At 70.3% G+C, this 21284-nt stretch carries 19 protein-coding genes; 12 read left to right on the top strand and 7 right to left on the bottom strand.

Annotated features, from left to right (window positions below; translation table 11 throughout):
- The coding region (locus ACFC09_RS06455; RefSeq protein WP_376524422.1) for a sugar kinase at window positions 1-868 on the bottom strand (868 nt) is incomplete at its 3' end.
- A gap of 245 nt (window positions 869-1113) precedes the next feature.
- Here ACFC09_RS06455 and ACFC09_RS06450 point away from each other — a divergent pair.
- Together ACFC09_RS06450 and ACFC09_RS06445 are read left to right on the top strand one after the other, a co-directional pair.
- Window positions 1114-2442 carry an amino acid deaminase gene (locus ACFC09_RS06450; RefSeq protein ID WP_376524384.1) on the top strand — a complete coding sequence of 443 codons (1329 nt, stop codon included), beginning with the start codon at window positions 1114-1116 and terminating at the stop codon, window positions 2440-2442.
- Between the two features lie 153 nt (window positions 2443-2595).
- Window positions 2596-4209, top strand: coding sequence for an amidohydrolase family protein (locus tag ACFC09_RS06445; protein ID WP_376524383.1), 1614 nt, complete (start codon window positions 2596-2598; stop codon window positions 4207-4209).
- Window positions 4210-4267: 58 nt separating this feature from the next.
- Here ACFC09_RS06445 and ACFC09_RS06440 read toward each other — a convergent pair whose 3' ends face one another.
- On the bottom strand, window positions 4268-5185 hold the full coding sequence (locus ACFC09_RS06440; protein WP_376524382.1) for a trypsin-like serine peptidase: 918 nt from the start codon (window positions 5183-5185) through the stop codon (window positions 4268-4270).
- 605 nt (window positions 5186-5790) lie between these two features.
- Here ACFC09_RS06440 and ACFC09_RS06435 point away from each other — a divergent pair.
- From ACFC09_RS06435 to ACFC09_RS06410, 6 genes are all read left to right on the top strand, one after another.
- On the top strand, window positions 5791-7002 hold the full coding sequence (locus ACFC09_RS06435; protein WP_376524381.1) for a pyridoxal phosphate-dependent aminotransferase: 1212 nt from the start codon (window positions 5791-5793) through the stop codon (window positions 7000-7002).
- Between the two features lie 172 nt (window positions 7003-7174).
- The gene (locus ACFC09_RS06430; RefSeq protein ID WP_376524380.1) at window positions 7175-7714 is read left to right on the top strand and encodes a hypothetical protein; all 540 of its coding nucleotides are present in this window, start codon (window positions 7175-7177) and stop codon (window positions 7712-7714) included.
- Window positions 7715-8052: 338 nt separating this feature from the next.
- Complete coding sequence (locus ACFC09_RS06425) at window positions 8053-9138, top strand: hypothetical protein (protein ID WP_376524378.1); 1086 nt, start codon at window positions 8053-8055, stop codon at window positions 9136-9138.
- 14 nt (window positions 9139-9152) lie between these two features.
- Window positions 9153-10328 (top strand): toxic anion resistance protein, encoded by a 1176-nt coding sequence (locus ACFC09_RS06420; protein WP_376524376.1) that lies wholly within the window; start codon window positions 9153-9155, stop codon window positions 10326-10328.
- Window positions 10328-11878 carry a substrate-binding domain-containing protein gene (locus tag ACFC09_RS06415; RefSeq protein WP_376524421.1) on the top strand — a complete coding sequence of 517 codons (1551 nt, stop codon included), beginning with the start codon at window positions 10328-10330 and terminating at the stop codon, window positions 11876-11878. Before ACFC09_RS06420 ends, ACFC09_RS06415 begins: the two co-directional genes overlap by 1 nt.
- Entirely contained in the window at window positions 11865-12476 is a 612-nt protein-coding gene (locus ACFC09_RS06410; RefSeq protein ID WP_376524374.1) for a hypothetical protein, read from the top strand. The genes ACFC09_RS06415 and ACFC09_RS06410 overlap by 14 nt, the downstream gene beginning before the upstream one ends.
- A gap of 24 nt (window positions 12477-12500) precedes the next feature.
- On the opposite strand, the gene ACFC09_RS06405 is transcribed toward ACFC09_RS06410, so the two are convergent.
- The 4 genes from ACFC09_RS06405 to ACFC09_RS06390 all read right to left on the bottom strand — a co-directional run bounded on the left by ACFC09_RS06405 (window position 12501) and on the right by ACFC09_RS06390 (window position 16362).
- Window positions 12501-13226, bottom strand: a complete 726-nt coding sequence (locus tag ACFC09_RS06405; RefSeq protein WP_376524372.1) for a DUF4232 domain-containing protein — start codon at window positions 13224-13226, stop codon at window positions 12501-12503.
- 324 nt (window positions 13227-13550) lie between these two features.
- On the bottom strand, window positions 13551-13886 hold the full coding sequence (locus ACFC09_RS06400; protein ID WP_376524371.1) for an antibiotic biosynthesis monooxygenase family protein: 336 nt from the start codon (window positions 13884-13886) through the stop codon (window positions 13551-13553).
- A gap of 799 nt (window positions 13887-14685) precedes the next feature.
- On the bottom strand, window positions 14686-15570 hold the full coding sequence (locus tag ACFC09_RS06395) for a class I SAM-dependent methyltransferase (protein WP_376524370.1): 885 nt from the start codon (window positions 15568-15570) through the stop codon (window positions 14686-14688).
- A 48-nt stretch (window positions 15571-15618) separates the two neighbouring features.
- Window positions 15619-16362 carry a GntR family transcriptional regulator gene (locus ACFC09_RS06390; protein ID WP_376524369.1) on the bottom strand — a complete coding sequence of 248 codons (744 nt, stop codon included), beginning with the start codon at window positions 16360-16362 and terminating at the stop codon, window positions 15619-15621.
- A 198-nt stretch (window positions 16363-16560) separates the two neighbouring features.
- On the opposite strand from ACFC09_RS06390, the gene ACFC09_RS06385 reads away from it, so the two are divergent.
- Both ACFC09_RS06385 and ACFC09_RS06380 read left to right on the top strand, forming a co-directional pair.
- A complete protein-coding gene (locus ACFC09_RS06385; protein WP_376524367.1) occupies window positions 16561-17181 on the top strand; it encodes a DUF6415 family natural product biosynthesis protein in 621 nt (206 codons plus the stop codon).
- A complete protein-coding gene (locus tag ACFC09_RS06380; RefSeq protein WP_376524366.1) occupies window positions 17178-17300 on the top strand; it encodes a hypothetical protein in 123 nt (40 codons plus the stop codon). Before ACFC09_RS06385 ends, ACFC09_RS06380 begins: the two co-directional genes overlap by 4 nt.
- Window positions 17301-17588: 288 nt before the next feature.
- Here the strand turns inward: ACFC09_RS06380 and ACFC09_RS06375 are convergent, their stop codons facing one another.
- Window positions 17589-19412 (bottom strand): phosphoenolpyruvate carboxykinase (GTP), encoded by a 1824-nt coding sequence (locus ACFC09_RS06375; protein WP_376524365.1) that lies wholly within the window; start codon window positions 19410-19412, stop codon window positions 17589-17591.
- A 323-nt stretch (window positions 19413-19735) separates the two neighbouring features.
- On the opposite strand from ACFC09_RS06375, the gene ACFC09_RS06370 reads away from it, so the two are divergent.
- Both ACFC09_RS06370 and ACFC09_RS06365 read left to right on the top strand, forming a co-directional pair.
- Window positions 19736-20449, top strand: coding sequence for a hemolysin III family protein (locus tag ACFC09_RS06370; RefSeq protein ID WP_376524363.1), 714 nt, complete (start codon window positions 19736-19738; stop codon window positions 20447-20449).
- Window positions 20450-20590: 141 nt separating this feature from the next.
- Window positions 20591-21268, top strand: coding sequence for a TetR/AcrR family transcriptional regulator (locus tag ACFC09_RS06365; protein ID WP_376524362.1), 678 nt, complete (start codon window positions 20591-20593; stop codon window positions 21266-21268).
- The last annotated feature ends 16 nt before the right edge of the window (window positions 21269-21284 follow it).

Raw genomic sequence — 21284 nt, 5'->3', positions numbered from 1 at the left:
GGCCGGGCGCGCCGACGGAGGAGGCGGGCGCGGCGGCCCCGGGACGCTCCGCGGACCCGACGGGCGCAGCGGCCTCGACACGCTCCGCGGACCCGACGGGCGCGGCGGCCTCGACATGATCCGCGGACCCGACGGGCGCGGCGCGTTCGAAGACCGTCGCCCCGTGCGCTCCCTCCTTCACCACCAGCACCCGCGGCTCCGGCAGAGCGCCACGGATCGCCTCCGGGCCGCCGTCGACACCGAAGGCCGCCTCCGCCTCGTCGGCACCCACGAAGACCAGGTCGCAGCCGCGGGCAAGGTCCAGCAGCACACGGGGCGCGGCGGCGTCCCGCCACAGGGCAGGGCGGAAGTTCACGTCGAAGGAGACGAGGGGGCCGCCGCCGGGCCGGGGCGCGGTGAGCCGCCGGAGCAGATCGAGGCAGCCGTCGGACAGCGCGGCCGTGATCCCGGACAGGTGCAGCACCCGGGCGGCCCGCAGGGCGGCCAGGTCCACGGTGTCGACGGTCATCGCGGAGGCCGCCGACCCGGCCCGGTAGTAGGCCACCTCGTGGTCGCCGCCCGCCCGGTCGCTCGCCGTGCGGAAGTAGATCCCGGTGGGTCGCGCCGCGTCCCGCCGTACCGCGGCGACGTCGACGCCGTAGCCCCGTATCGCCTCGACGAGATGGTCGCCGAAGCCGTCGGCACCGACCCGGCTGACCCAGCGCGCGGTGTGTCCGGCGGCGGCGAGCACACAGGCCACGTTGGACTCGGCGCCGCCGATGGCACGCTCGAAGGAGGGCACGTCGGCGAGCCGGCCGGCCCTCGTGGGCAGGAACGTGACCATGGACTCGCCGAGCGCGACGACATCCACGACATCCATGGCGTCCATGGTGTTCACGACGTCCACGACGTCCACGGTGTTCACGGTGTTCACGACGTCCATGGTGTTCACGACATCCTCGGCGTCGGGAGCGGTGCGAGGTCCGGTGACTGTCACGGTCGTCGTGGCTCCTCGGGACGGGCGCGGGTCCCGGCGGCTCCGTTGACCCACGATGGGCGAGATGTTAGACAGCAGTGAGCGATATACGCAACGATAGTTGCAGTGTGTGCAACGCACCTGATCGGGGAGGTTCCATGAGCACGGAGGCGCTCGCCCGCCTGGCCGAGGACCGCGTCGACCACCGTTTCAAAGGGCTTCCGCCGGACGCCGACGGGCTGACCGTCGGCGAGCTGGCCGCCCAACGCCGCAACCTGTTCACCGACGGGTTCGCCACGCCCGTCCTCGCGCTGTCCGCCGAGCGCCTGGAGCACAACCTGAAGCTCATGGAGACATACGCGGCCCGGCACGGTCTCGCCTTCGCCCCGCACGGCAAGACGTCCATGGCCCCGCAACTCTTCCACCGGCAGCTCGCGCACGGCGCGTGGGGCATCACGCTCGCGGTGCCGCACCAGGTGCGGGTGGCGCGGGCCTTCGGGATCGGGCGGATCTTCCTCGCCAACGAGTTGGTGGACGCGGCGGCGCTGCGCTGGATCGCCGCGGAACTCGCCGCGGACCCGTCGTTCCGCTTCGTCTGCTACGTCGACTCCGTGCGCGGCGTGGAGCTGATGGACGCGGCGCTGCGCGGGGCCGTGCGTCCCGTGGACGTCGTCGTCGAACTGGCCGCGGGCGAGGGCGCCCGTACCGGCGTCCGTACGGAGGCGGAGTGCGCGGCGGTGGCGGACGCGGTGGCGGCCGTGCCGACGCTGCGGCTGGCCGGGGTCGCCGGGTACGAGGGCGAGGTGCCGGACGCCGATGCCGAGCGGGTGCGCGCGTGGCTGCGCCGGCTGGTGGCACTGGCCGTGGACTTCGACCGGGCGGGCCGGTTCGCGGACGCAGAGGAGGCCGGGGAGAGCGGAGGGGCCGGGGATGCCGGGGATGCCGGGGATGCCGGGGATGCCGGGGAGATCGTCGTCAGCGCGGGCGGCAGCGCCTGGTTCGACGCGGTGGCCGAGGTGTTCGCCGAGATCCCGGGCTTGACCCGCCCGGTCCTGAAGCTGCTCCGCTCCGGCGCCTACGTCTCGCACGACGACGGCCATTACCGCAGGCTGACCCCCTTCAACCGCGTTCCGCAGGAGGGCGCCCTGGAGCCCGCCTTCCGGCTGTGGGCGCAGGTCGTCTCCCGGCCGTCCGCCGCGCAGGCGTTCGCCAACGCGGGCAAGCGCGACGCGGCGCACGACCTCGACCTGCCCTTCGCCCAGGTGGTACGCCGGGACGGCGCCGAGCGGCCGGCCACCGGCGTCTCGGTGACCGCGCTGTCCGACCAGCACGCCTGGCTGCGCACGGAACCGGACGCGGACCTGGAGGTCGGCGACTGGATCGGGCTCGGCCTGTCCCACCCGTGCACGTCCTTCGACAAGTGGCAGCTGATCCCGCTTGCCGAGGCGGACGGCACGGTCGTGGACTACATCCGTACGTTCTTCTAGCCCTGCCCGTACCTCCCCTGTTGGACCTGTCGGACCTGTTGGACCTGTTGGAGGTACATCCGTACATCCGTGCATCCGTTCCACTCATCCGTTCCATGCATCCATTCCGTGCATCCATTCCATGCATCCGTACGTGCTTCGAGGAGGCAGCCGGTGGACGAGCTGGTCATCAGGGACGCGGACGTCGTGGACGGCAGCGGCGGGCCGTCGTACCGGGCCGACGTGGTGGTCGACGGCGGCCGGATCGTCTCCATCGTCCAGGAGGCGGCGCAGGCCGGCTGCCAGCGGCCCAGGGCCCGCCGGGAACTGGACGCCGAGGGACTGGTCCTCTCCCCCGGCTTCATCGACATGCACGCGCACAGCGACCTCGCCCTGCTGCGCGACCCCGACCACAGCGCCAAGGCGGCGCAGGGCGTGACGCTGGAGGTCCTTGGGCAGGACGGGCTGTCGTACGCGCCGGTCGACGACCGCACGCTGGAGGAGGTACGCCGGGCGATCACCGGCTGGAACGGGTACGGCGACGACATCGACTTCGACTGGCGGTCCGTCGGCGAGTACCTGGACCGCCTCGACCGGGGCATCGCCGTCAACGCCGCCTATCTGATCCCCCAGGGCACGGTCCGCGCCCTCGCCGTCGGCTGGGCGGACCGCCCGGCCACGCCCGCGGAGCTGGACCGGATGCGCCAGCTCGTCGCCGAGGGCCTGGAACAGGGCGCGGTCGGCCTGTCCTCGGGGCTCACCTACACGCCGGGCATGTACGCCGGGGACGCCGAACTCACCGAACTGTGCCGGGTGGTGGCCCGCTACGGCGGCTACTACTGCCCGCACCACCGCTCCTACGGGGCGGGCGCGCTCGCGGCGTACGCGGAGATGGTGGAGCTGGCCCGGACGGCGGGGTGCGCCCTGCACCTGGCGCACGCCACCATGAACTTCGGTGTGAACGAGGGCCGCGCGTCCGAGTTGCTGGCACTCCTGGACGACGCGATCGCCGCGGGGGTGGACATCAGTCTCGACACCTACCCCTACACCCCGGGTTCCACCACGCTGGCGGCGCTGCTGCCGAGTTGGGCGGGCGAGGGCGGCCCCGCGGAGGTCCTGCGGCGGCTCACCGACGAGGCGACCGCGGAGCGGATCCGGCACGACCTGGAGGTCGTGGGCGCGGACGGCTGCCACGGCGTGCCCGTCGACTGGGACACGGTCGAGATCTCCGGAGTGACCGATCCGGCCCTGGCCGACCATGTCGGCCGCACCGTCCTGGAGTCGGCGCGGCGGCGCGGCGAGGCCCCGTGGGCGACGGCCCGCCGGCTGCTGGTCGAGGACCGGCTGGGTCCGACGATCCTCCAGCACGTGGGCCACGAGGAGAACGTCCGCACGATCATGCGGCACCGGGCGCACACCGGCGGCTCGGACGGCATCCTGCGGGGCGCGAAGCCGCATCCGCGGGCGTACGGCACCTTCCCGCGCTATCTCGGCCACTACGTACGGGAGTTGGGGGTGCTCTCCCTGGAGGAGTGCGTCGCCCGTCTCACCTCGCGTCCCGCGGCCCGGCTGCGACTGCCGGACCGCGGTCTCGTGCGCGAGGGCCACCGCGCCGACCTGGTCCTGTTCGACCCGGCGACGGTCGCTGCCGGGTCCACCTTCGAGCAGCCGCGCACGCTGCCTGTGGGCATTCCGTACGTCCTCGTCGACGGGCGGTTCGTGATCGAGGACGGGCGCCGTACCGGCGTGCTGGCCGGGCGGGCGGTCCGCCGGACTCCGGTCGGCTGATCGTCGTCGGGCACGGCCGGGCGGGCGCCGAGGCAGGGGCGACCGCCCGGACCGCCGGCTACGGCTTGGGCAGGGTGCAGCCGCTCGCGCTCAGGTTCAGCTTGTTGCCGGTCGTGAAGCAGGCCGGGATCTGGTAGATCTCCTGGGCGTAGTTGATGCCCTGGCGGACGGTCACGGCGCCGTTCTGGTCGACCTCGCAGGGGTTGTTCACGGTGCAGCGGGCGCCGTCCTCGTTGCCGGTGTTGTTGACGGCGACGACCGAGCCGGTGGCGTTGTCGAGCACCGGGGAGCCCGAGGTGCCGCCGATGGTCTGGCACGCCGAGGTGTAGCGGACGGAGTCCTTCCAGGTCCAGTCGCCCTCCTTCAGCCGGTAGACGAAGCCGTCGATGTTGCAGGCGTAGGTCTTCTTCCAGTATCCGGAGACGACCGTGATCGCGGTGCCGGCGGTCGGGTGCGTGTTCTGCACGGTCAGCGGGCTGATCCCGTACGAGCTCTTGATCTGCGCGTACGTGGTGGTCAACTGGTAGATCGTGACGTCCGTGTCGGTCATCGTCGAGTACGCGACCTTGCTGGCGCGCAGCGTGCCGACCTGCGTGGCCGACGCGTTGAGCAGGCCGAAGGTGCGGCTGGATGCCTGGTCGACGATGACCTGGCCGGCCGCCGGGAAGCCGGTCTCCAGGCAGTGGCCGTTGGTGAGCACCAGGGCCGGGTCGGTGTCGGTGGAGTTCGGGAAGCGGATGACGGAGCCGGAGCAGTTGCTGAGCGCGACGGTGCCGGCGAAGTTGACGGCCCGGATCGCGGGCGCGGACTTCGCGGGGGCGGACCGCACGGGGGCGGACTGTGCGGTGGCGGCCTTGCCGGGTGCGGCCTGCGTCGCCGCGCCAGTGGCGGCGTCCACCGTGGCGGCGGCCGCGGGTGCCATGCCCGCGCCGGTGATCACCAGGGTCGCGAGCACGGCAAGGAGAGGCTTCTTCATGTGGGGGTCCCCTCTGACGAGTTGGGCGACCGGACATCTTCCGGCCGCCCTTGCTTGTCATGCGCATTCTCGGCACACGGAGGGGCGGGAACAAGAAGCCGGATCAAGACATAGGGGTTTCCCTCTACGGAGAGACCGGGGCAAGGCGTACGGAGAGACCGGAGCGGCACGTACGGAAGGACCGGGGCGACGCGTACGGAGAGACCGGGGCGACGCGTACGGAGAAACCCGAGCGGCACGTACGGAGAGACCGGGGCGACGCGTACGGAGAAACCCGGGCGACACGTACGGAGAGACCGGGGCGACACGTACGAGAGACCGGGGGGACGCCCCCGTCATCCGCCCCGCACAAAACGGGAGGGCTGCCCGGTCCGCCACCGGGGAGTCCCTGGGCCCGGGTCATGGCAGCCCGCGCACGGCGACCACCGGTCGGCCGGGCGCGCGGGCACTGTGCGCCTGATCGAGCCGACCGCCCAACCCGTCCGGCAATTGATGCGGGCCATGAGCGGCCCGCTGCTACTTTCGGTGATATCTGGGCAAATCTCTCGTCTCACGTGGTGGAAAACACGGCTCGGGAGGCGTTACCGGGTCGTAAGCTCGCGGACATGCAGGTGATCCAGTCGACCAAGCTCGCCAACGTCTGTTACGAGATCCGGGGCCCGGTGCTTGAGGAGGCGATGCGGCTGGAGGCGGCCGGACACCGGATCCTCAAGCTGAACACCGGCAACCCGGCGGCGTTCGGCTTCGAGTGCCCGCCCGAGATCCTGGAGGACATCCTCCGCAACGTGTCGTCGGCGCACGGCTACGGCGACGCCAAGGGCCTGCTCGCCGCGCGCCGTGCGGTGGTGATGCACAACCAGACCATCGGCATCGAGACCGACGTCGAGCACGTCTACATCGGCAACGGCGTCTCCGAGCTGATCGTGATGGCGATGCAGGGGCTGCTCGACGACGGGGACGAGGTCCTCGTACCGGCGCCCGACTACCCGCTGTGGACGGCGGCGGTCTCGCTCGCCGGCGGCACCGCCGTGCACTACCGCTGCGACGAGCAGTCCGACTGGATGCCCGACCTCGCCGACATGGAACGCAAGGTGACCGACCGCACCAAGGCGATCGTCATCATCAACCCGAACAACCCGACGGGCGCGGTCTACGACCGGGCGATGCTCAAGGGCATCACGGACCTCGCCCGCCGGCACAACCTGCTGGTCTGCTCGGACGAGATCTACGACAAGATCCTCTACGACGGTGCCACGCACACCCCGACCGCCGCGGTCGCCCCGGACCTGCTGACACTGACCTTCAACGGCATGTCCAAGGCGTACCGGGTGGCCGGCTACCGGGTGGGCTGGATGTCGATCTCCGGCCCGCGCGCACACGCGGACTCCTACATCGAGGGCCTGACGATCCTGGCGAACATGCGCCTGTGCGCGAACATGCCGGGGCAGCACGGTGTCGTGGCCGCGCTCAGCGGACGCCAGACGATCAACGAACTGGTGCTGCCGGGCGGCCGGCTCAAGGAGCAGATGGACGTCGCCTACGAGCTGCTGACCCAGATCCCGGGCGTGTCCTGCGTACGGCCGAAGGGCGCGCTGTATCTCTTCCCGCGCCTGGACCCGGATGTCTTCAAGATCAAGGACGACCGTCAGATGGTCCTCGACCTGCTCCGCCGCGAGAAGATCATGGTCGTCCAGGGCACCGGCTTCAACTGGCCCGAGCCGGATCACTTCCGCGTGGTGACCCTGCCGACGGCCGGGGACCTGCGGGACGCGGTGACCCGGATCGGTACGTTCCTGGACGGCTACTCCCAGCCCTAGGGCCCTGGCCCGTCCCCACCGACCCCGGCGCGCCCCGCCCCCCGCCTCGGCCTCGACCCGCCGCCGGGACTCACTCCATGTGACCGACATCACGCACTTTCGGGACCGGGGCCAACTTTAGACGAAATCCAAGCTAGGATGGTCTTCTGCCAGCGCACAGGAGGCCGTCCCCATGTACGAACCGATCCGCACCGGACCGGCCCCCCGGTCCGTCCACAGTGGCCCGATGGCCGGTCCCCCCTCCGACTTCCCCCACCGGTCGCGCGAGGAGGAGCTGGACATCCAGCTCGCCGGACACCTCGCGGCGCTGCTCGCCGTCACGGACGAGCTGCGCGCCCTCGCGCCCGCCGGCGAACTGGACGCGGCGTCCGCGCGGCTCGCCGAGCAGGTGACCCGGCTGCGCGGCGGAGCCGCCCCGGCCCGCGCCACCGCCACCGCCACCGCGACCTCCACGGCCACCGCCGCGACCTCCACCGCCACCGCCACCACCGCCCCGACCTCCACCGCCACCGCGACCGCCACCGAGCAGCCCCCGGCCGCACTGCACCGGCGGGCGCACGCACTGGCCGGCCGCGCCCTCGTCGTCGCCGCGTCCCGGGCCGACACCACGGCGGCGATCCTGTCCGCCGAGCGAATGGACGCCCACGCCGCCGCCCTGACCGGCCTCGCGGAAGGCGGCGCCGGCCAGAAGGAACTCAGCGCGGCCCACTGACCCTGGCCAGGGTCCTCCGGACGGCCCCGGTCCGCGCGCTCCCGCAGCGACGCCCGGACCGGGTGCCACCAGCCCCGCGTCGTTCCCGCGCCAGTCCCCCTTCGACTCCACACATCGACCCCGTACCACCCCTGCGCCGACCGCGCGCCGTGCCCCGCGCCGACCGCACACCGCGCCCCGCGCCGGGTCCCGCGCCGGGTCCCGCACCGGTCCTCGCGCCAACTCTCCACGACAGCAAGGGGAATGACTGATTCCCGTTGCATAACGGGATCGGCCCGACACCCTCCGTTCACCCACGCACCTACTGAACGTTGAGTTCCGGGAGCAGTGTCCCCGGCGTGAGACGTATAGCGGGAATAGTCCTCGCCGTGCTCCTGATCGGCGGTGTGGTGGCGGCCGTCGTGCTGGGCCGACAGGGTGGACACGATGGGGACAAGGGCACGGCAACGAAGACCGTGCAGGGAGTGATCGGATCGGAGAAGGCCGAGTTCTTCGCCGATCCCGCCGTGGTGAAGGCCCTCGCCGCCAAGGGCTTCACCGTCAAGACCGAGTCGTCCGGGTCATGGGCGATGGAAGACCTCGACCTCAAGGGGTACGACTTCGCCTTCCCGTCCAGCCAGGCCCCGGCCGACGCGCTGGCCGGGAAGTACCACGCGCGCCAGCCGCTGCCCCGCCCCTTCTACTCGCCGCTCGTCGTCGTGGCGCACCGCAACGCGGCCGACGTGCTCGCCGCGAACGGGCTGGCCACGCTCGACGGCAAGAGCCGCGGCACCCTGAAGATGGATGCCTACCTCGACGCCGCCGCCCACGACCGGACCTGGCAGCAGCTCAAGGGGGCCGACAAGCACACCGAGCTGACGGGCACCCTCTACATCACCAGCACCGACCCGGAGTCCTCCAACTCCGGCGCCCTCTACCTGGCGGACGCCTCCTACGTGGCAGGCGGCGGCAAGGTGGCCGCGAACACGGCCGACATCGACCGCACCGCGCCCCTGCTGCACAAGCTCATCACCGTCCAGGGCGCCCAGCAGTCCAGTTCGGACGGGCCCTTCCGGGACTTCATCAGCGGGGCCGGCAACCCGCTGGTCCTGGTGTACGAGTCCCAGGTCGCCACGCTCCTGCGCGAACAGCACTCGGTCGACGACCTGGTCGTCCTCTACCCGGACACCACCGTCAACAGCGACCACACCGTCGTACCGCTCACCGACGCGGGCCGCGAACTCGGGGACCTGCTCAGCACCGACCCGACCCTGCGGGCTCTCGCCGTCCAGCACGGCTTCCGCCCGCAGGGCGACACCGCCGAGTTCGTCTCGGCCACGGCCGACGACGCCGCGTATCTCAACCAGAAGCTGACCGGAGTCCGGCAGGCGCCCGTGCCCACCTCCGAGGTGCTGCACCAGATGGCGCGCCGGGCCCGCGGATAAGGGGGACCTTCCAAGTGACCAGCGCCGACAGCGATTTCACCCTCACCCCGCCCGAGGCCGTGGCCCCCGTGCCGCGGGAGAAGGCCGGCGGTCTCGTGCCCGTCGACGACAGCGTCCGGGCCGACATGGCCCGCAAGGCCGCCACGTACATCGAGGGGCTGGCCGCCCTCGACTCCCGCTCGCCCGAGTTCGCGGGCAAGGTCGGGGAGATCACGGGCCTCGGCTCCGGCGAGATGCGCAGCGCCGCCGCCCAGTCCAACCGCATGCTGGAACGCGCCGTCAACAGCCTGCCGAGCAAGGGCGGCGACGCCCAGTCCAAGGTGGCCGGGTCGCTCGTCGAACTCCGGCGGGTCGTCGAGGACCTGGACCCCCGCGACCTGCCCGTGAACAAGGGCCGCAAGTTCCTGTCCCGGCTGCCCGGCGGCAACAAGCTGCGCGACCACGTCGCCAAGTACGCCTCCGCTCAGGGCACCCTGAACAGGATCGTCGGCTCGCTCCGCGGCGGCCAGGACGAACTGCGCCGCGACAACGCCGCGTTGCAGACCGAGCGGGTGCGGCTGTGGGGGACCATGGGCAAGCTCCAGGAGTACGTCGTGCTGACCGAGGCCCTGGACTCCGCCGTCGAGTCGCACATCACCGGTGTGGAGGCCACCGATCCGCAGCAGGCCGACAGCCTCCGCGCGGACGTGCTCTTCCCGGTCCGGCAGAAGCACCAGGACCTGCTCACCCAGCTCGCGGTGTGCGCCCAGGGCTACCTGTCCATGGACGTCGTACGCCGCAACAACGACGAGCTGATCAAGGGCGTCGACCGCGCGGCCACCACGACCGTCTCGGCGCTGCGCATCTCCGTGATGCTGGCCTCCGCCCTGGACAACCAGAAGAAGGTCATCGAGCAGGTCAACGCGTTGCGCGGGACGACCGAGGACCTGATCCGCGGCAACGCGGAGATGCTGAGCACGCAGAGCGGGGAGATCCAGCGGATCGCCGCCGACCCGGCCGTCGGGGCCGAGACGCTGCGCTCCGCCTTCCAGCAGATCTACCGCACGCTGGACGCGATCGACACCTACAAGGTCCAGGCCACCGAGGCGATGGCGACGACCGTCGAGAACCTCACCGCCGAACTCCAGCACGCCAGCGGCTACCTGGAGCGCAGCCGCAGCCGCGGCGCCCTGGACGGGGGCCTCGCGTGATACGACGACGCCTCGCCGTCCTCGCGGCCACCGCCGCCCTGCTGACCGCGTGCACCTCGACCGAGGGACACCAGGACGGCAAGGACACCGCCGACGCCGGGTCGGCCCGGCCCGGCTCCGTCCGCGTCCTCGCCTCCAGCGAACTCTCCGACATGGCGCCGGTGCTGGACCAGATCCGCGAGGACACCGGCATCACCGTCAGGCCCACCTACATGGGCACCCTCGACGCGGTCACCCTGGTGGCGAAGGGACTGGCCGACGGCAAGTACGACGCGCTGTGGCTGTCGTCCGACGACTATCTGCGGTTGCGTCCGGAAGCGGCCGAGAAGGTCGTCTCCGAGACGCCGATCATGTCGAGCCCGGTCGCGATCGGCATCCCGCAGCCGGTGCTGACCCGGCTGCACTGGAATCCGTCGGACGTCACCTGGGCCCGGGTCGAACAGGCCGTGCAGGACGGGAAGCTGACCTACGGCATGACCGACCCGATGCGCTCCAACTCCGGTTTCTCCGCGCTGGTCTCGGTCGCCTCCGCCCTCTCCGGCGCCCAGTCCGCGCTGACCGACGCGGACGTGGCGAAGGCGGCGCCGAGGCTCAAGGAGTTCTTCAAGGGCCAGCAGCTGACGTCGGGTTCGTCGGGCTGGCTGGCGCAGGCGTACGAGCGGCGGGGCAACGTCGACGCCCTGCTCAACTACGAGTCCGTCCTCAAGGGCATCCCGGGTCTGACCGTCATCCGGCCCACCGACGGTGTGATCACCGCCGACTACCCGCTCTCCTCGCTCGCCTCCGCCGGTGCCACCGCCCGGCAGGACGTGCGCAGGCTCACCGACGCGCTGCGCACCGACTCCGCGCAGCGCATGATCACCGAGAAGACGCACCGCCGTCCGGTCGTCCCCTCGGTGAAACCGGCCGCGGGCCTCGACACCGGCCGACGGCGCGAACTGCCCTTCCCCGGCACCCGTTCCGTCGCCGACGGGCTGGTCGACGCGTACGAGAACAAGCTGCGCCGCCCCTCGCGCACGGTGTACGTGCTCGACACCTCGGGCTCGATGAAGGGCGACCGGCTGGACCGGCTGAAGAAGGCGCTGACCGATCTCACCGGGGACTTCCGCGAGCGCGAGGAGGTCACCCTGATGCCCTTCGGTTCGGACGTGAAGGGCGTGCGCACTCATGTGGTCAGCCCGGCGGACCCGCAGCGCGGCGTCGACGGCATCCGCAGGGACACCGACGCGCTGACCGCGCAGGGCGAGACCGCCGTCTACACCTCGCTGGAGAAGGCGTACCAGCACCTGGGCAGCGGCGCCGACGCCTTCACCTCGATCGTGCTGATGACGGACGGCGAGAACACCACCGGCGCCAAGGCCGGGGATTTCGACGCCTTCTACCGCGGGCTCACCCAGGCCGAGCGTGAGACGCCGGTCTTCCCCATCCTCTTCGGCGACTCCGACCAGGCGGAGCTGGCGCACATCGCCGACCTGACCGGCGGCCGGCTGTTCGACGCCCGTATGGGCTCGCTCGACGGCGCCTTCGAGGAGATCCGTGGCTACCAGTAGGACCAGCAGATTCGTACGCTATCTGGAGTCCCGCAAGAACATCGCGGGCGGCGCCTGCGGCCTCGCGGGGCTCGTGCTGACCTTCACCGGGGTGGCCGGACCGTACTGGCCGGTCGTGGTGGCCGGGTTGTACGGGGCGGGCGCGCTGATCGCCCCGCCGGAGCGGCCCGCGGTGCCGGACTTCCCCGACCCCACCGCCCAGCTCGACGAGTTGCGCGGCGACTACGAGAAGCTGCGCGGCTATCTCGCGGACATCGAACTGCCGCCCGCGGCGGCCGGACGCCTCACCGAGCTGACCGAGCTGCTGACCGCCCTGCTGGACCCGGGGTGGGTCACCGAGGTGCTGGCCCAGGACCCGGAGGGCATGCACGCGCTGGCCAGGGCCGTACGGCAGGACATCCCGGAGGCGGTCGACACGTTCGTCCGCACCCGGTGGTGGACCCGGCTGACGCCGGGCACCGAACCGCCGGAGCGGCACCTGGAGCGCCAGCTGACGCTGCTGCACGAGGAGGCCGAACGGCTCGCGTCGGCGGTGCGCGAGGCGGAGGCCCGGCGGCAGGAGTCGCACACCCGGTACCTGGAGGACCGCTCCAACTGAAACGACGTCGGTGCCGCGGCGCGGCTACTTGCCCGCGCCGACCGCGTTGACGGTGATGCCGCCGTTGCTGGGCGCGTCAGGGTTGTCGACGGGGACGTTGATGGCCACGCTGAGGGTCTTGGAGTGGGTCTCGTTGGGCGGCGTGACGACCATGGTGGTGAACGTGAAGCCGGTGCCGCCGCTGTTGTTGAACGGGTAGTTCAGGACGAACTCGGTCTTCTCGCCGGGGGCCAGCTTGACGGTGGGTACGTCGGAGTTGCTGCGGTCGACGCTGATTTTGGTGTCCGAGCCGCTGGAGAGGTCGACGCCCGGGAAGCCGTGCATCGTGCAGGAGCCGGAGCCGCTGTTCGTGAGGCTGACGATCTCCTGGCCCTCGCCCGAGATGCCGTGCTGGGCGGAGAAGGTGAGGTTTGCGGTCTTGCACATGCCGCCGGAAGCGGAACCAGACCCGGAACCAGAACCAGAAGCCGAAGATCCGGAGCCGCCGCTCGTGCCGCCGCTGTTGGAACCGCTGCCGCTGGAACCGCTGCCGGCGGATCCGGTCTGGGAGCCGGAACCCGCAGTCGTGCCGCCGTTGTTGGTTCCGCCGGTGCTGGAACCGCCGCCGGAGGAGCCGGCCTGGTCGGCGACGGAGCCGGACGCCGACACGGTGCCGGAGGCGTTGGTGGTGCCGGGGTTGCAGGCCGTCAGGGACAGGCCGGCCGCCGCAACGACGAGGGCGAGAACCGGAAGCTTCTTGCTGCTGCGCATGATCTTCTCCGTAGGTCGGGGATCCGGCCCACCCGGTGCGGGCCCTTCTGCGCTGTTGGAGGACCGCGGAACCGGAGTTGTTCGCACACGGACCGGGCCAGGACACTCCTGTGACATAAGCGCGGTCTGCTCGCGACATACCGAAGGCGGTGGCCGGCACGGTGGCCGGCAGCCAGCCGTGCCCGCACCCAGCGCCCCGCACCCCGCACCCCGCACCCGGGCAGGCGAACTACGCACGTTGCGCCATCGATCGGGCCGGTGTCCGTGGCGTGGCACCGCAAAAGCAGCCACCGAGGGTGCCGATCCCGAGCCCCGGAACCGCCCTCAGCCGTGGAACGCGGAATCACCTTCGACAAGTACCAGATCCTCGGCTACCTGAAAAGTCTCCACGACATTTCCCGTGACGTTCCGGGCTATCCCCCGGTTCCGCGCGTGTGCCTGCTTGAACGAATCCGATACGACCCACGCCCGGAAGTCATCCTCACTGTCGAACTCGTTGATCGAAACGTACGGATGTTCAGCGCTGACAGGGCGCAGGAGTGTGCTGCGTCGCAGACCCTTCACTCCCGCCAGATAGCTGTTCATGTTGTTGCGGAAGAGCGCTTCGAATTCCTCGGACTGGTCAGGTGACACGAACAGGCGGTTGGTGGCGATGAACATGTTTCCGGTATCTCCTCTTGAGTTCCGATGCACTGCGCACCAGCGGCTTGTGCACGCGCGCGTGTCGGGATTCATAGCCGCGACCTCAGGACAGGAAGTGAATCTTCATGCAGTAGTGAGCCTCCAGCAATAGGCGGCTCAATGTCAACAAGCTTCCGAGGGCAGTTGCGAAGTCCTATCCACCAAGAATCCGTTCCGGTCAGGGCATTATGACGGTGGTGTGACGGGCTGCCGCGCATGCAACGAAGTCCCGATTAGTGCCGGTGGCTAACAAGTTGCCTGAATCGTCTGGAGCTTCTGCGGCCTGGAGGTCGTCCAGCCCGTCTGCACGGACCAAGTAGCCTGCCCAGACGACAGTTCGGATACACCTGGGGTTTGACCAGCACACTGACGGCAGGGTGGTGACCACGTCGGCCGGATCGAGCCGGGACTCGTCGGCCACGGTGCAGGTGGCGCCCCCCAGCGCACCCTCGAAACTCTCGTCGGCTTCAGCACCCTGGGGCGCCGGTTCGCCAAAAGCCCCCAGGTCCCCGGCAGAGACCACTGCCGGACTCCCTTATTTCTTCCCCGGATTGAGGCGAACTCACCGGGCTGAGCCTTGTAAACACCCGACCGCCGCCACCGCTATTCATCCTTCGGGCCGCTCACAAATGCGGAATTTTCCATGCCGCCAGCATGACGAGGAAGAACATACAATGATTGCCGCAAACGCCGACATAACTTTATGGCCCTATGAGATGTCTCCGCTCCTGCCCGAAGCGTGCGGTACCTGGAGCGAATTGAGGGTATCGAGAGCTTCCTACCGGCCTCCACGCCCGGCAGGGCCGACCGGTTCCCCTTGTCCGTGCTTCGGCCACTGGCCGTGACCCGGCCCCGGCCGCCGGCCGACAGCCAGCAGATGCGAACTCGCCGCCAGCAGCTCCGGGTACGGCTCGGCCATACGCGCTGCGGTCAGCGCCGACTCGAACAGTGGACTGTCGCGGAAGTCGTCGCCGGTGTTCCGCTCGGCCGCCGCGAGCATGGACCAGGCCGGGCCCTCGACACCGAGCACCTCGGCGGCCCCGAATCCGGCCGCGGCGACTTCCTCCCGCAATTGCTCGCCGCTGTGGAAGTACGCGGCAGTGAACGCCTTCTTCCCGTCGTGGATCTGGGAGGCGAGAATGCCACCGATACTTGTCCGCATCTGGTCCTTGTGCAGGTGCGCGAAGGCGGCGTGCTCGAACAGGCTGGAGTAGCGGTTGATACCGGCTGCGGCCAGCAGACCGCCAGGCTTGAGTACGCGGTATGCCTCCGCGAGCGCCTGCCGGCGGTCTGCGCCGTCGATCAGGTGATAGAGCGGGCCGAGCAGCAGGACGACGTCGGCCTCACCGTCTTTGGCGGTCAGCTTGCGGGCATCGCCGACTTCGACCGTGGCACCGGCGGCCTTGGCCTGTTCGACATGCCGTGGGATCGGGTCGACCAGGTGCACGCTGTATCCGTCCTGGACCAGCCATCGGGCATGGGCGCCAGGACCGCCGCCGACGTCGAGGATACGGGCCGGCGGGACCGGTAGGTATCGGCGCAGCAACTCCTGGGTGCGCACCATCTCCAGGCGCCCGTCGGCCGTGGTGGTCAGCCGGTCCGCCTCGTCGATGGTCTCGCTGTAGAACCTCAGGATCTCCGGCGCTGGCTCAGGAAGGGGCATGCGGGCATTCTGGTGGTGAAAGCCGGACGGTGGAGGGTGCATCGAGGATCAGGCATCCGGCGCGGCATCGAAGGAATACTCGTAGCCGACGGCCAGCCGGTAGGGCAGGCACCACTCGCCGTACTCGATGACGCCCTGCTCGTCCCACAGCCGATGGACACCGGCCAGGATGGGCGACCCGATACGCAGCGCAAGGAAATTAGCCTCGCGCGCATCCGCGTCCCTGCCGTGCAGGTCATCACGGCCTGCGATCACACGTCGGCCGGTGGCCTGCTGGATACGCACCAGCAACCCTGGCGACGACTGCCGGGACGTGGACAGCAACTCGGGGACCAAGGCGGCGAAATGCGCGGGGTACCAGGTGACGAACAGGCCGGTGCGCTGCTGGCCCTTGCCGGTGTGCCACTGGCGGCGCACCACTTGGGCACCCTCATCGAGGTCGAAGATCTCCGCGACGTACTGCGGCGGCTTGATCAGCTCGGCCGCTGTGACCACCATCGTTTCGCCCTCGGCGAGGACGGAACCGGTACGCAGTACGCGAGTGATCCGGTCATAGCTGGAGGGGGCCACCTCCGGCGCGTTGGCCACGAAGGTGCCTCTGCGTGAGGTGGTGATGTAGCCCTCGACCTGGAGTTGGTCGAGCGAACGGCCGAGGGTGGCGACGGACACACCCTCCTGCTTGGCCAACTCCCTTATGGGAAGGAGCTTTTGGCCCTCCTTGAGCGCGCCGTCAAGGATGCGGCGCCTGATGCGCTCGGCAACTCGCATGTAGGGGTACTCAGGGTCCGGCATGACGCCTCCCAGTCGGTGTCCTAGGTCACGACTGACTGTACTAGGACACAGGTAATCCAGGCGAGGGTAATTGCACAAAGTCACTGGCCTGCTGTCCTAGGACACGCTAGTTTCTGTCCTAGTACACAGAAACCCCGGCGGCCGGTCGCAACGGCCCCGGGGCATGGCCAACGCCCAACCTGAGAGGGAGCGTCAACATTGACGAACGATATCGCCCGGCCCCCGGCACCGGCCCCGGCCGATCCGCAGACCGGCGGCATGACCATCCGCGTCTACACCGTGAACCGCCATGGCACCGTCATCCGGGAACGCGGCACGGTGAACGTCCTGCCCAGCACCGAACCCCTGCCGTTCAGTTCGGGCTTTCCTCCGTGCGACTGCCCCCGGTGCCGCAAGACCCGGACGGCGAACATGGACCGGTCGACGGACACGGACCCAGTCAGCGTCGCCGCAGTGAGCGGCAGCACCACCTCACCGCCCGATATCACGGCGATGCGCCAGACCACCGCCCTCCTGCTCGGCCCGAACGGCGGAACCGGAGAACTACCCCCGATTCCAGCTGACTTGGACACCCTCACCGCAACACTGCACAACCACCTGGAACAGCTGATCCCCGAAGTGGAACGGCAGGCCGGACGGCTACCCGAGGACAGCATCCCCCGGCACTGCGCCCTCGCCTGCGTCGGCGAAGCGCGCCGCAGACTCCAGGCCGGGCCCAGCCCCCGATACGGCGGCAACGCAGGCAACGCCCGCCGCCTGGCACGCGTCCTGCACGCACTCTGCGGACACTACGAGGCCCCATCCAGGCACACCCCATGAAGCCGGGCACCATAAATACCGTAAAAACGGCCGCCGGACTGCTGCTCTGCGTGGCCGCCGTATCCGCCCCGGCTCTCGCGCCGGTCGTCGCCCTGGTGCTGGCGCGGACGGCCGGCTGACGCACCCCCAAGGCGACCGCAGGGTCAAGGTCGCGCCATGGCACACCCCGGACCGGGCGACCGGTCACCGACCCGGGCGGTCACCGACCCGGGCGGTCACCGGCCGGTGGCGAAGGCCCGCCGCTGTCCTTCCGCCGGGGCGGGCGGAAGGACAGCGGCAGGCCGCGGCCCCGTACGCCGTTGTACGGAACCTCGCCGGTCCGTGTACCGCGGCCGGCCGGGACGTTCGCTGTCCAGGGCAACGCCTGCCGGCCGCGGAGTCGGTGGTGGAACCGGAACCGAGCTGATTCAGCCCAGGCGCTGCACCAGCGCCCGGTACTCGTCCCAGAGTTCCCTCGGGGTGTGGTCGCCGAAGGTGTTGAGGTGCTCGGGGACCAGGGCGGCCTCCTCGCGCCAGACCTCCGGGTCGACCGTGAGCAGGAAGTCCAGCTGGGCGTCGGTCAGTTCGAGGCCCGCGGTGTCCAGCGCCGCCTTCGACGGCAGGATGCCGATGGGGGTCTCGACGCCCTCCGCCGTGCCGTTCAGGCGCTCCACGATCCACTTCAGGACACGGCTGTTCTCGCCGAAGCCCGGCCAGACGAACCGGCCGTCGCTGTCCTTGCGGAACCAGTTGACGTAGTAGATCCTCGGCAGCTTCGACTGGTCCTTGTCCTTGGCCACGTCGATCCAGTGGGCCATGTAGTCGCCCATGTTGTAGCCGCAGAAGGGCAGCATGGCGAACGGGTCGCGGCGCAGCTCGCCGACCTTGCCCTCCGCGGCGGCCGTCTTCTCGGACGCCACGTTGGCGCCGAGGAACACGCCGTGGTTCCAGCCGAGGGACTCCGTCACCAGCGGCACCGCGGTGGCCCGCCGGCCGCCGAACAGGATCGCCGAGATCGGCACGCCCTTCGGGTCCTCCCACTCCGGCGCGATGATCGGGCACTGCGCGGCGGGGACGGTGAAGCGGGCGTTGGGGTGGGCCGCCGGGGTGCCGGACGCGGGCGTCCAGTCGTTGCCCTTCCAGTCCGTCAGGTGGGCCGGGGTCTCCTCCGTCATGCCCTCCCACCAGATGTCGCCGTCGTCGGTGAGCGCGACGTTGGTGAAGACCGCGTTGCCCCACAGCGTCTTCATCGCGTTGGCGTTGGTGTGCTCGCCGGTGCCCGGCGCCACCCCGAAGAAACCGGCCTCGGGGTTGATCGCGTACAGCCGACCGTCCTCGCCGAACCGCATCCACGCGATGTCGTCCCCGATGGTCTCCACCGTCCAGCCGGAGACGGTGGGCTCCAGCATGGCGAGGTTCGTCTTGCCGCAGGCGCTCGGGAAGGCCGCGGCGACGTACTTCGCCTCCCCGGTGGGCGGGGTCAGCTTGAGGATCAGCATGTGCTCGGCCAGCCAGCCCTCGTCACGGGCCATGACCGAGGCGATACGCAGCGCGTAGCACTTCTTGCCGAGCAGCGCGTTGCCGCCGTAGCCGGAGCCGTAGGACCAGATCTCGCGGTCCTCGGGGAAGTGCGAGATGTACTTGGTCTCGTTGCAGGGCCAGGGGACGTCCGCCTGGCCCTCCTCCAGCGGGGCACCGACGGAGTGCACGGCCTTGACGAAGAAACCGTCGGAGCCCAGTTCGTCGAGGACGGCCTGGCCCATGCGCGTCATCGTGCGCATCGAGGCGGCCACGTACGCGGAGTCGGTGATCTCCACCCCGAGCGCGGACAGCTTCGAGCCGAGCGGTCCCATACAGAAGGGCACCACGTACATGGTGCGGCCCCGCATCGAGCCGCGGAACAGGCCCTTCTCACCGCTGAAGACGTCCCGCATCTCGGCGGGCGCCATCCAGTGGTTGGTGGGACCGGCGTCCTCCTCCTTCTCGGAGCAGATGAACGTCCGGTCCTCGACCCGCGCGACGTCGGTGGGGTCGGAGGCCGCGTAGTAGGAGTGGGGGCGCTTGACCGGATCGAGTTTCCTGAACGTGCCCTTGCCGACGAGCTCCCCGCACAGGCGCTCGTACTCGGCCTCGGATCCGTCACACCAGACCACACTGTCCGGCTGCGTCAGCTCGGCGATCTCGTTCACCCACGAGATCAGTTCCTGATGTTCGGTGGGGACGACGGGGGGAGCAGCGATGTCGCGCGCCACGATTGCTCCTAAATGAGGGGTTTTTTGTTGTGGCCCCATGGGGGCTGCGGCCCGGACGCCTCGTAGCCGCTCATCCGGTGCCGACCGCACTCATTTGATCATCCGCTGCTACTGCGCATCTGTCCAGAGGGCCGCACAGGTGAGCACCGTGAGGAACGCCACGATCTGCGGATCCCGGCGCGTTTCTTTACATGCACGTAGCGTTCGTCTGACGGTCCTTTTGCGCTCCCGGGCCGGTGATCCCGTGAGAGGATGGCCACTATCGCGTAGGCATGAGAGTTCATTGGTTCGCAACTTACGGTTCCGTAGGTACGATGCCGTTCATGACTGCGTCCGTCCCCGACGCGCCCCTGGAGCCGCCGGCCACCGGTCGGCGTTCCGCCGCGCTCTCCCTGCCGCACCCGGTCAAGCCCAAGCTCCGCGGCTGGCTGCATCTCGGCATGTTCCCCGCCGTCCTCGTCGCGGGCCTCGTCCTCACCGCACTCGCCGACTCCCCGCGGGGCCGGGTCGCCTGCGGGATCTACGTCCTGACCGCATGCCTGCTGTTCGGCGTGAGCGCCCTCTACCACCGGGGCAACTGGAGTCCGCGGGTGGGCGGCCTGCTGCGCCGCCTGGACCACGCCAACATCTTCCTGATCATCGCGGGCACGTACACCCCGCTGACCCTGCTGCTCCTGCCCGGCACCAAGGGACGCTGGCTGCTGTGGGGCATCTGGGCCGCCGCGGCGGCGGGCATCGTCTTCCGGGTCTTCTGGGTCGGCGCCCCGCGCTGGCTCTACACGCCCTGCTACATCGCCATGGGCTGGGCGGCCGTCTTCTTCCTGCCGGACTTCCTGCGCACCGGGGGCATCGCGGTCCTCGTCCTGGTGATCGCCGGCGGGCTGCTGTACAGCGCGGGCGGCCTGGTCTACGGCATCAAGCGGCCGAACCCGTCGCCCCGCTGGTTCGGCTTCCACGAGGTGTTCCACTCGTTCACGCTGGCCGCCTTCGCCGTCCACTACGTCGGCATCTCGCTGGTGGCGTACCAGCACACGTGAGCGCTCCGCCGCAAGCGGGGTGATTCGGCTGCGGCAGCGTTCGTGGCTTTTCGCGCAGGTCCCCGCGCCCCCATCGGGGCGCGGGGACCTTCTTGCATGCCCCTGAGCCGCCCATGGCCACTCCCCGGCGGATGTCCGACAATGACCACCATGACGGCCGCACGCTCCCCCAAGCTCTCCCCGCCGACCGGCCGGGACGCCGCCTCCTGCTCCCCCGCCGACCGGCCCCGGCTCAGCCTGCGGGAACGGAAGAAGATCAAGACGCGTGAGGCGATCAGGACCGCGACCTACCGGCTGGTCAAGGAGCAGGGCTACGACGCCACCACGATCGAGCAGATCGCGGAGCGCGCGGAGGTGTCGCCGTCCACGGTCTTCCGCTACTTCCCCACCAAGGAGGACATCGTCCTCACCGACGAGTGGGACCCGCTCGTCATGGCGGAGCTGCGCGCCCGGCCCGCCGACGAACCCTGGCAGCAGTCCCTGCGGTATGTGATGCACCGGGCCGCGAGGCTCGGCGGCGAGGGCGACCCCGAGGTGGCCCGGCTGCGGTCACGGCTGATGGTCGAGGTGCCCGCGGTGCGCTCGCGGACCATGGAGAGCATGTCGGCCACCGGCCGCCTGCTCTGCCAGGCCATGGGCGAGCGGACCGGCCGGGACCCCGAGTCCCTGGAGGTGCGGGTCCAGGCGATGTCCCTGATCGGCGGGCTCCTGGAGGTCTCCCTGTACTGGGCCGAGAACCGCCACGAGGACGAGCTGGTCGACCTCGTCGACCGCGCCCTGGACGTCCTGGAGCACGGCCTGCCCGCCGAAAACGCCTGAGGCCCGCGCCCCGGCC

The sequence above is a fragment of the Streptomyces sp. NPDC056161 genome, assembly GCF_042268025.1.
GTDB lineage: Bacteria > Actinomycetota > Actinomycetes > Streptomycetales > Streptomycetaceae > Streptomyces.
The sequence above is the reverse complement of the archived record's forward strand: the minus strand, read 5'-3'. Positions and strand labels throughout refer to the sequence as shown.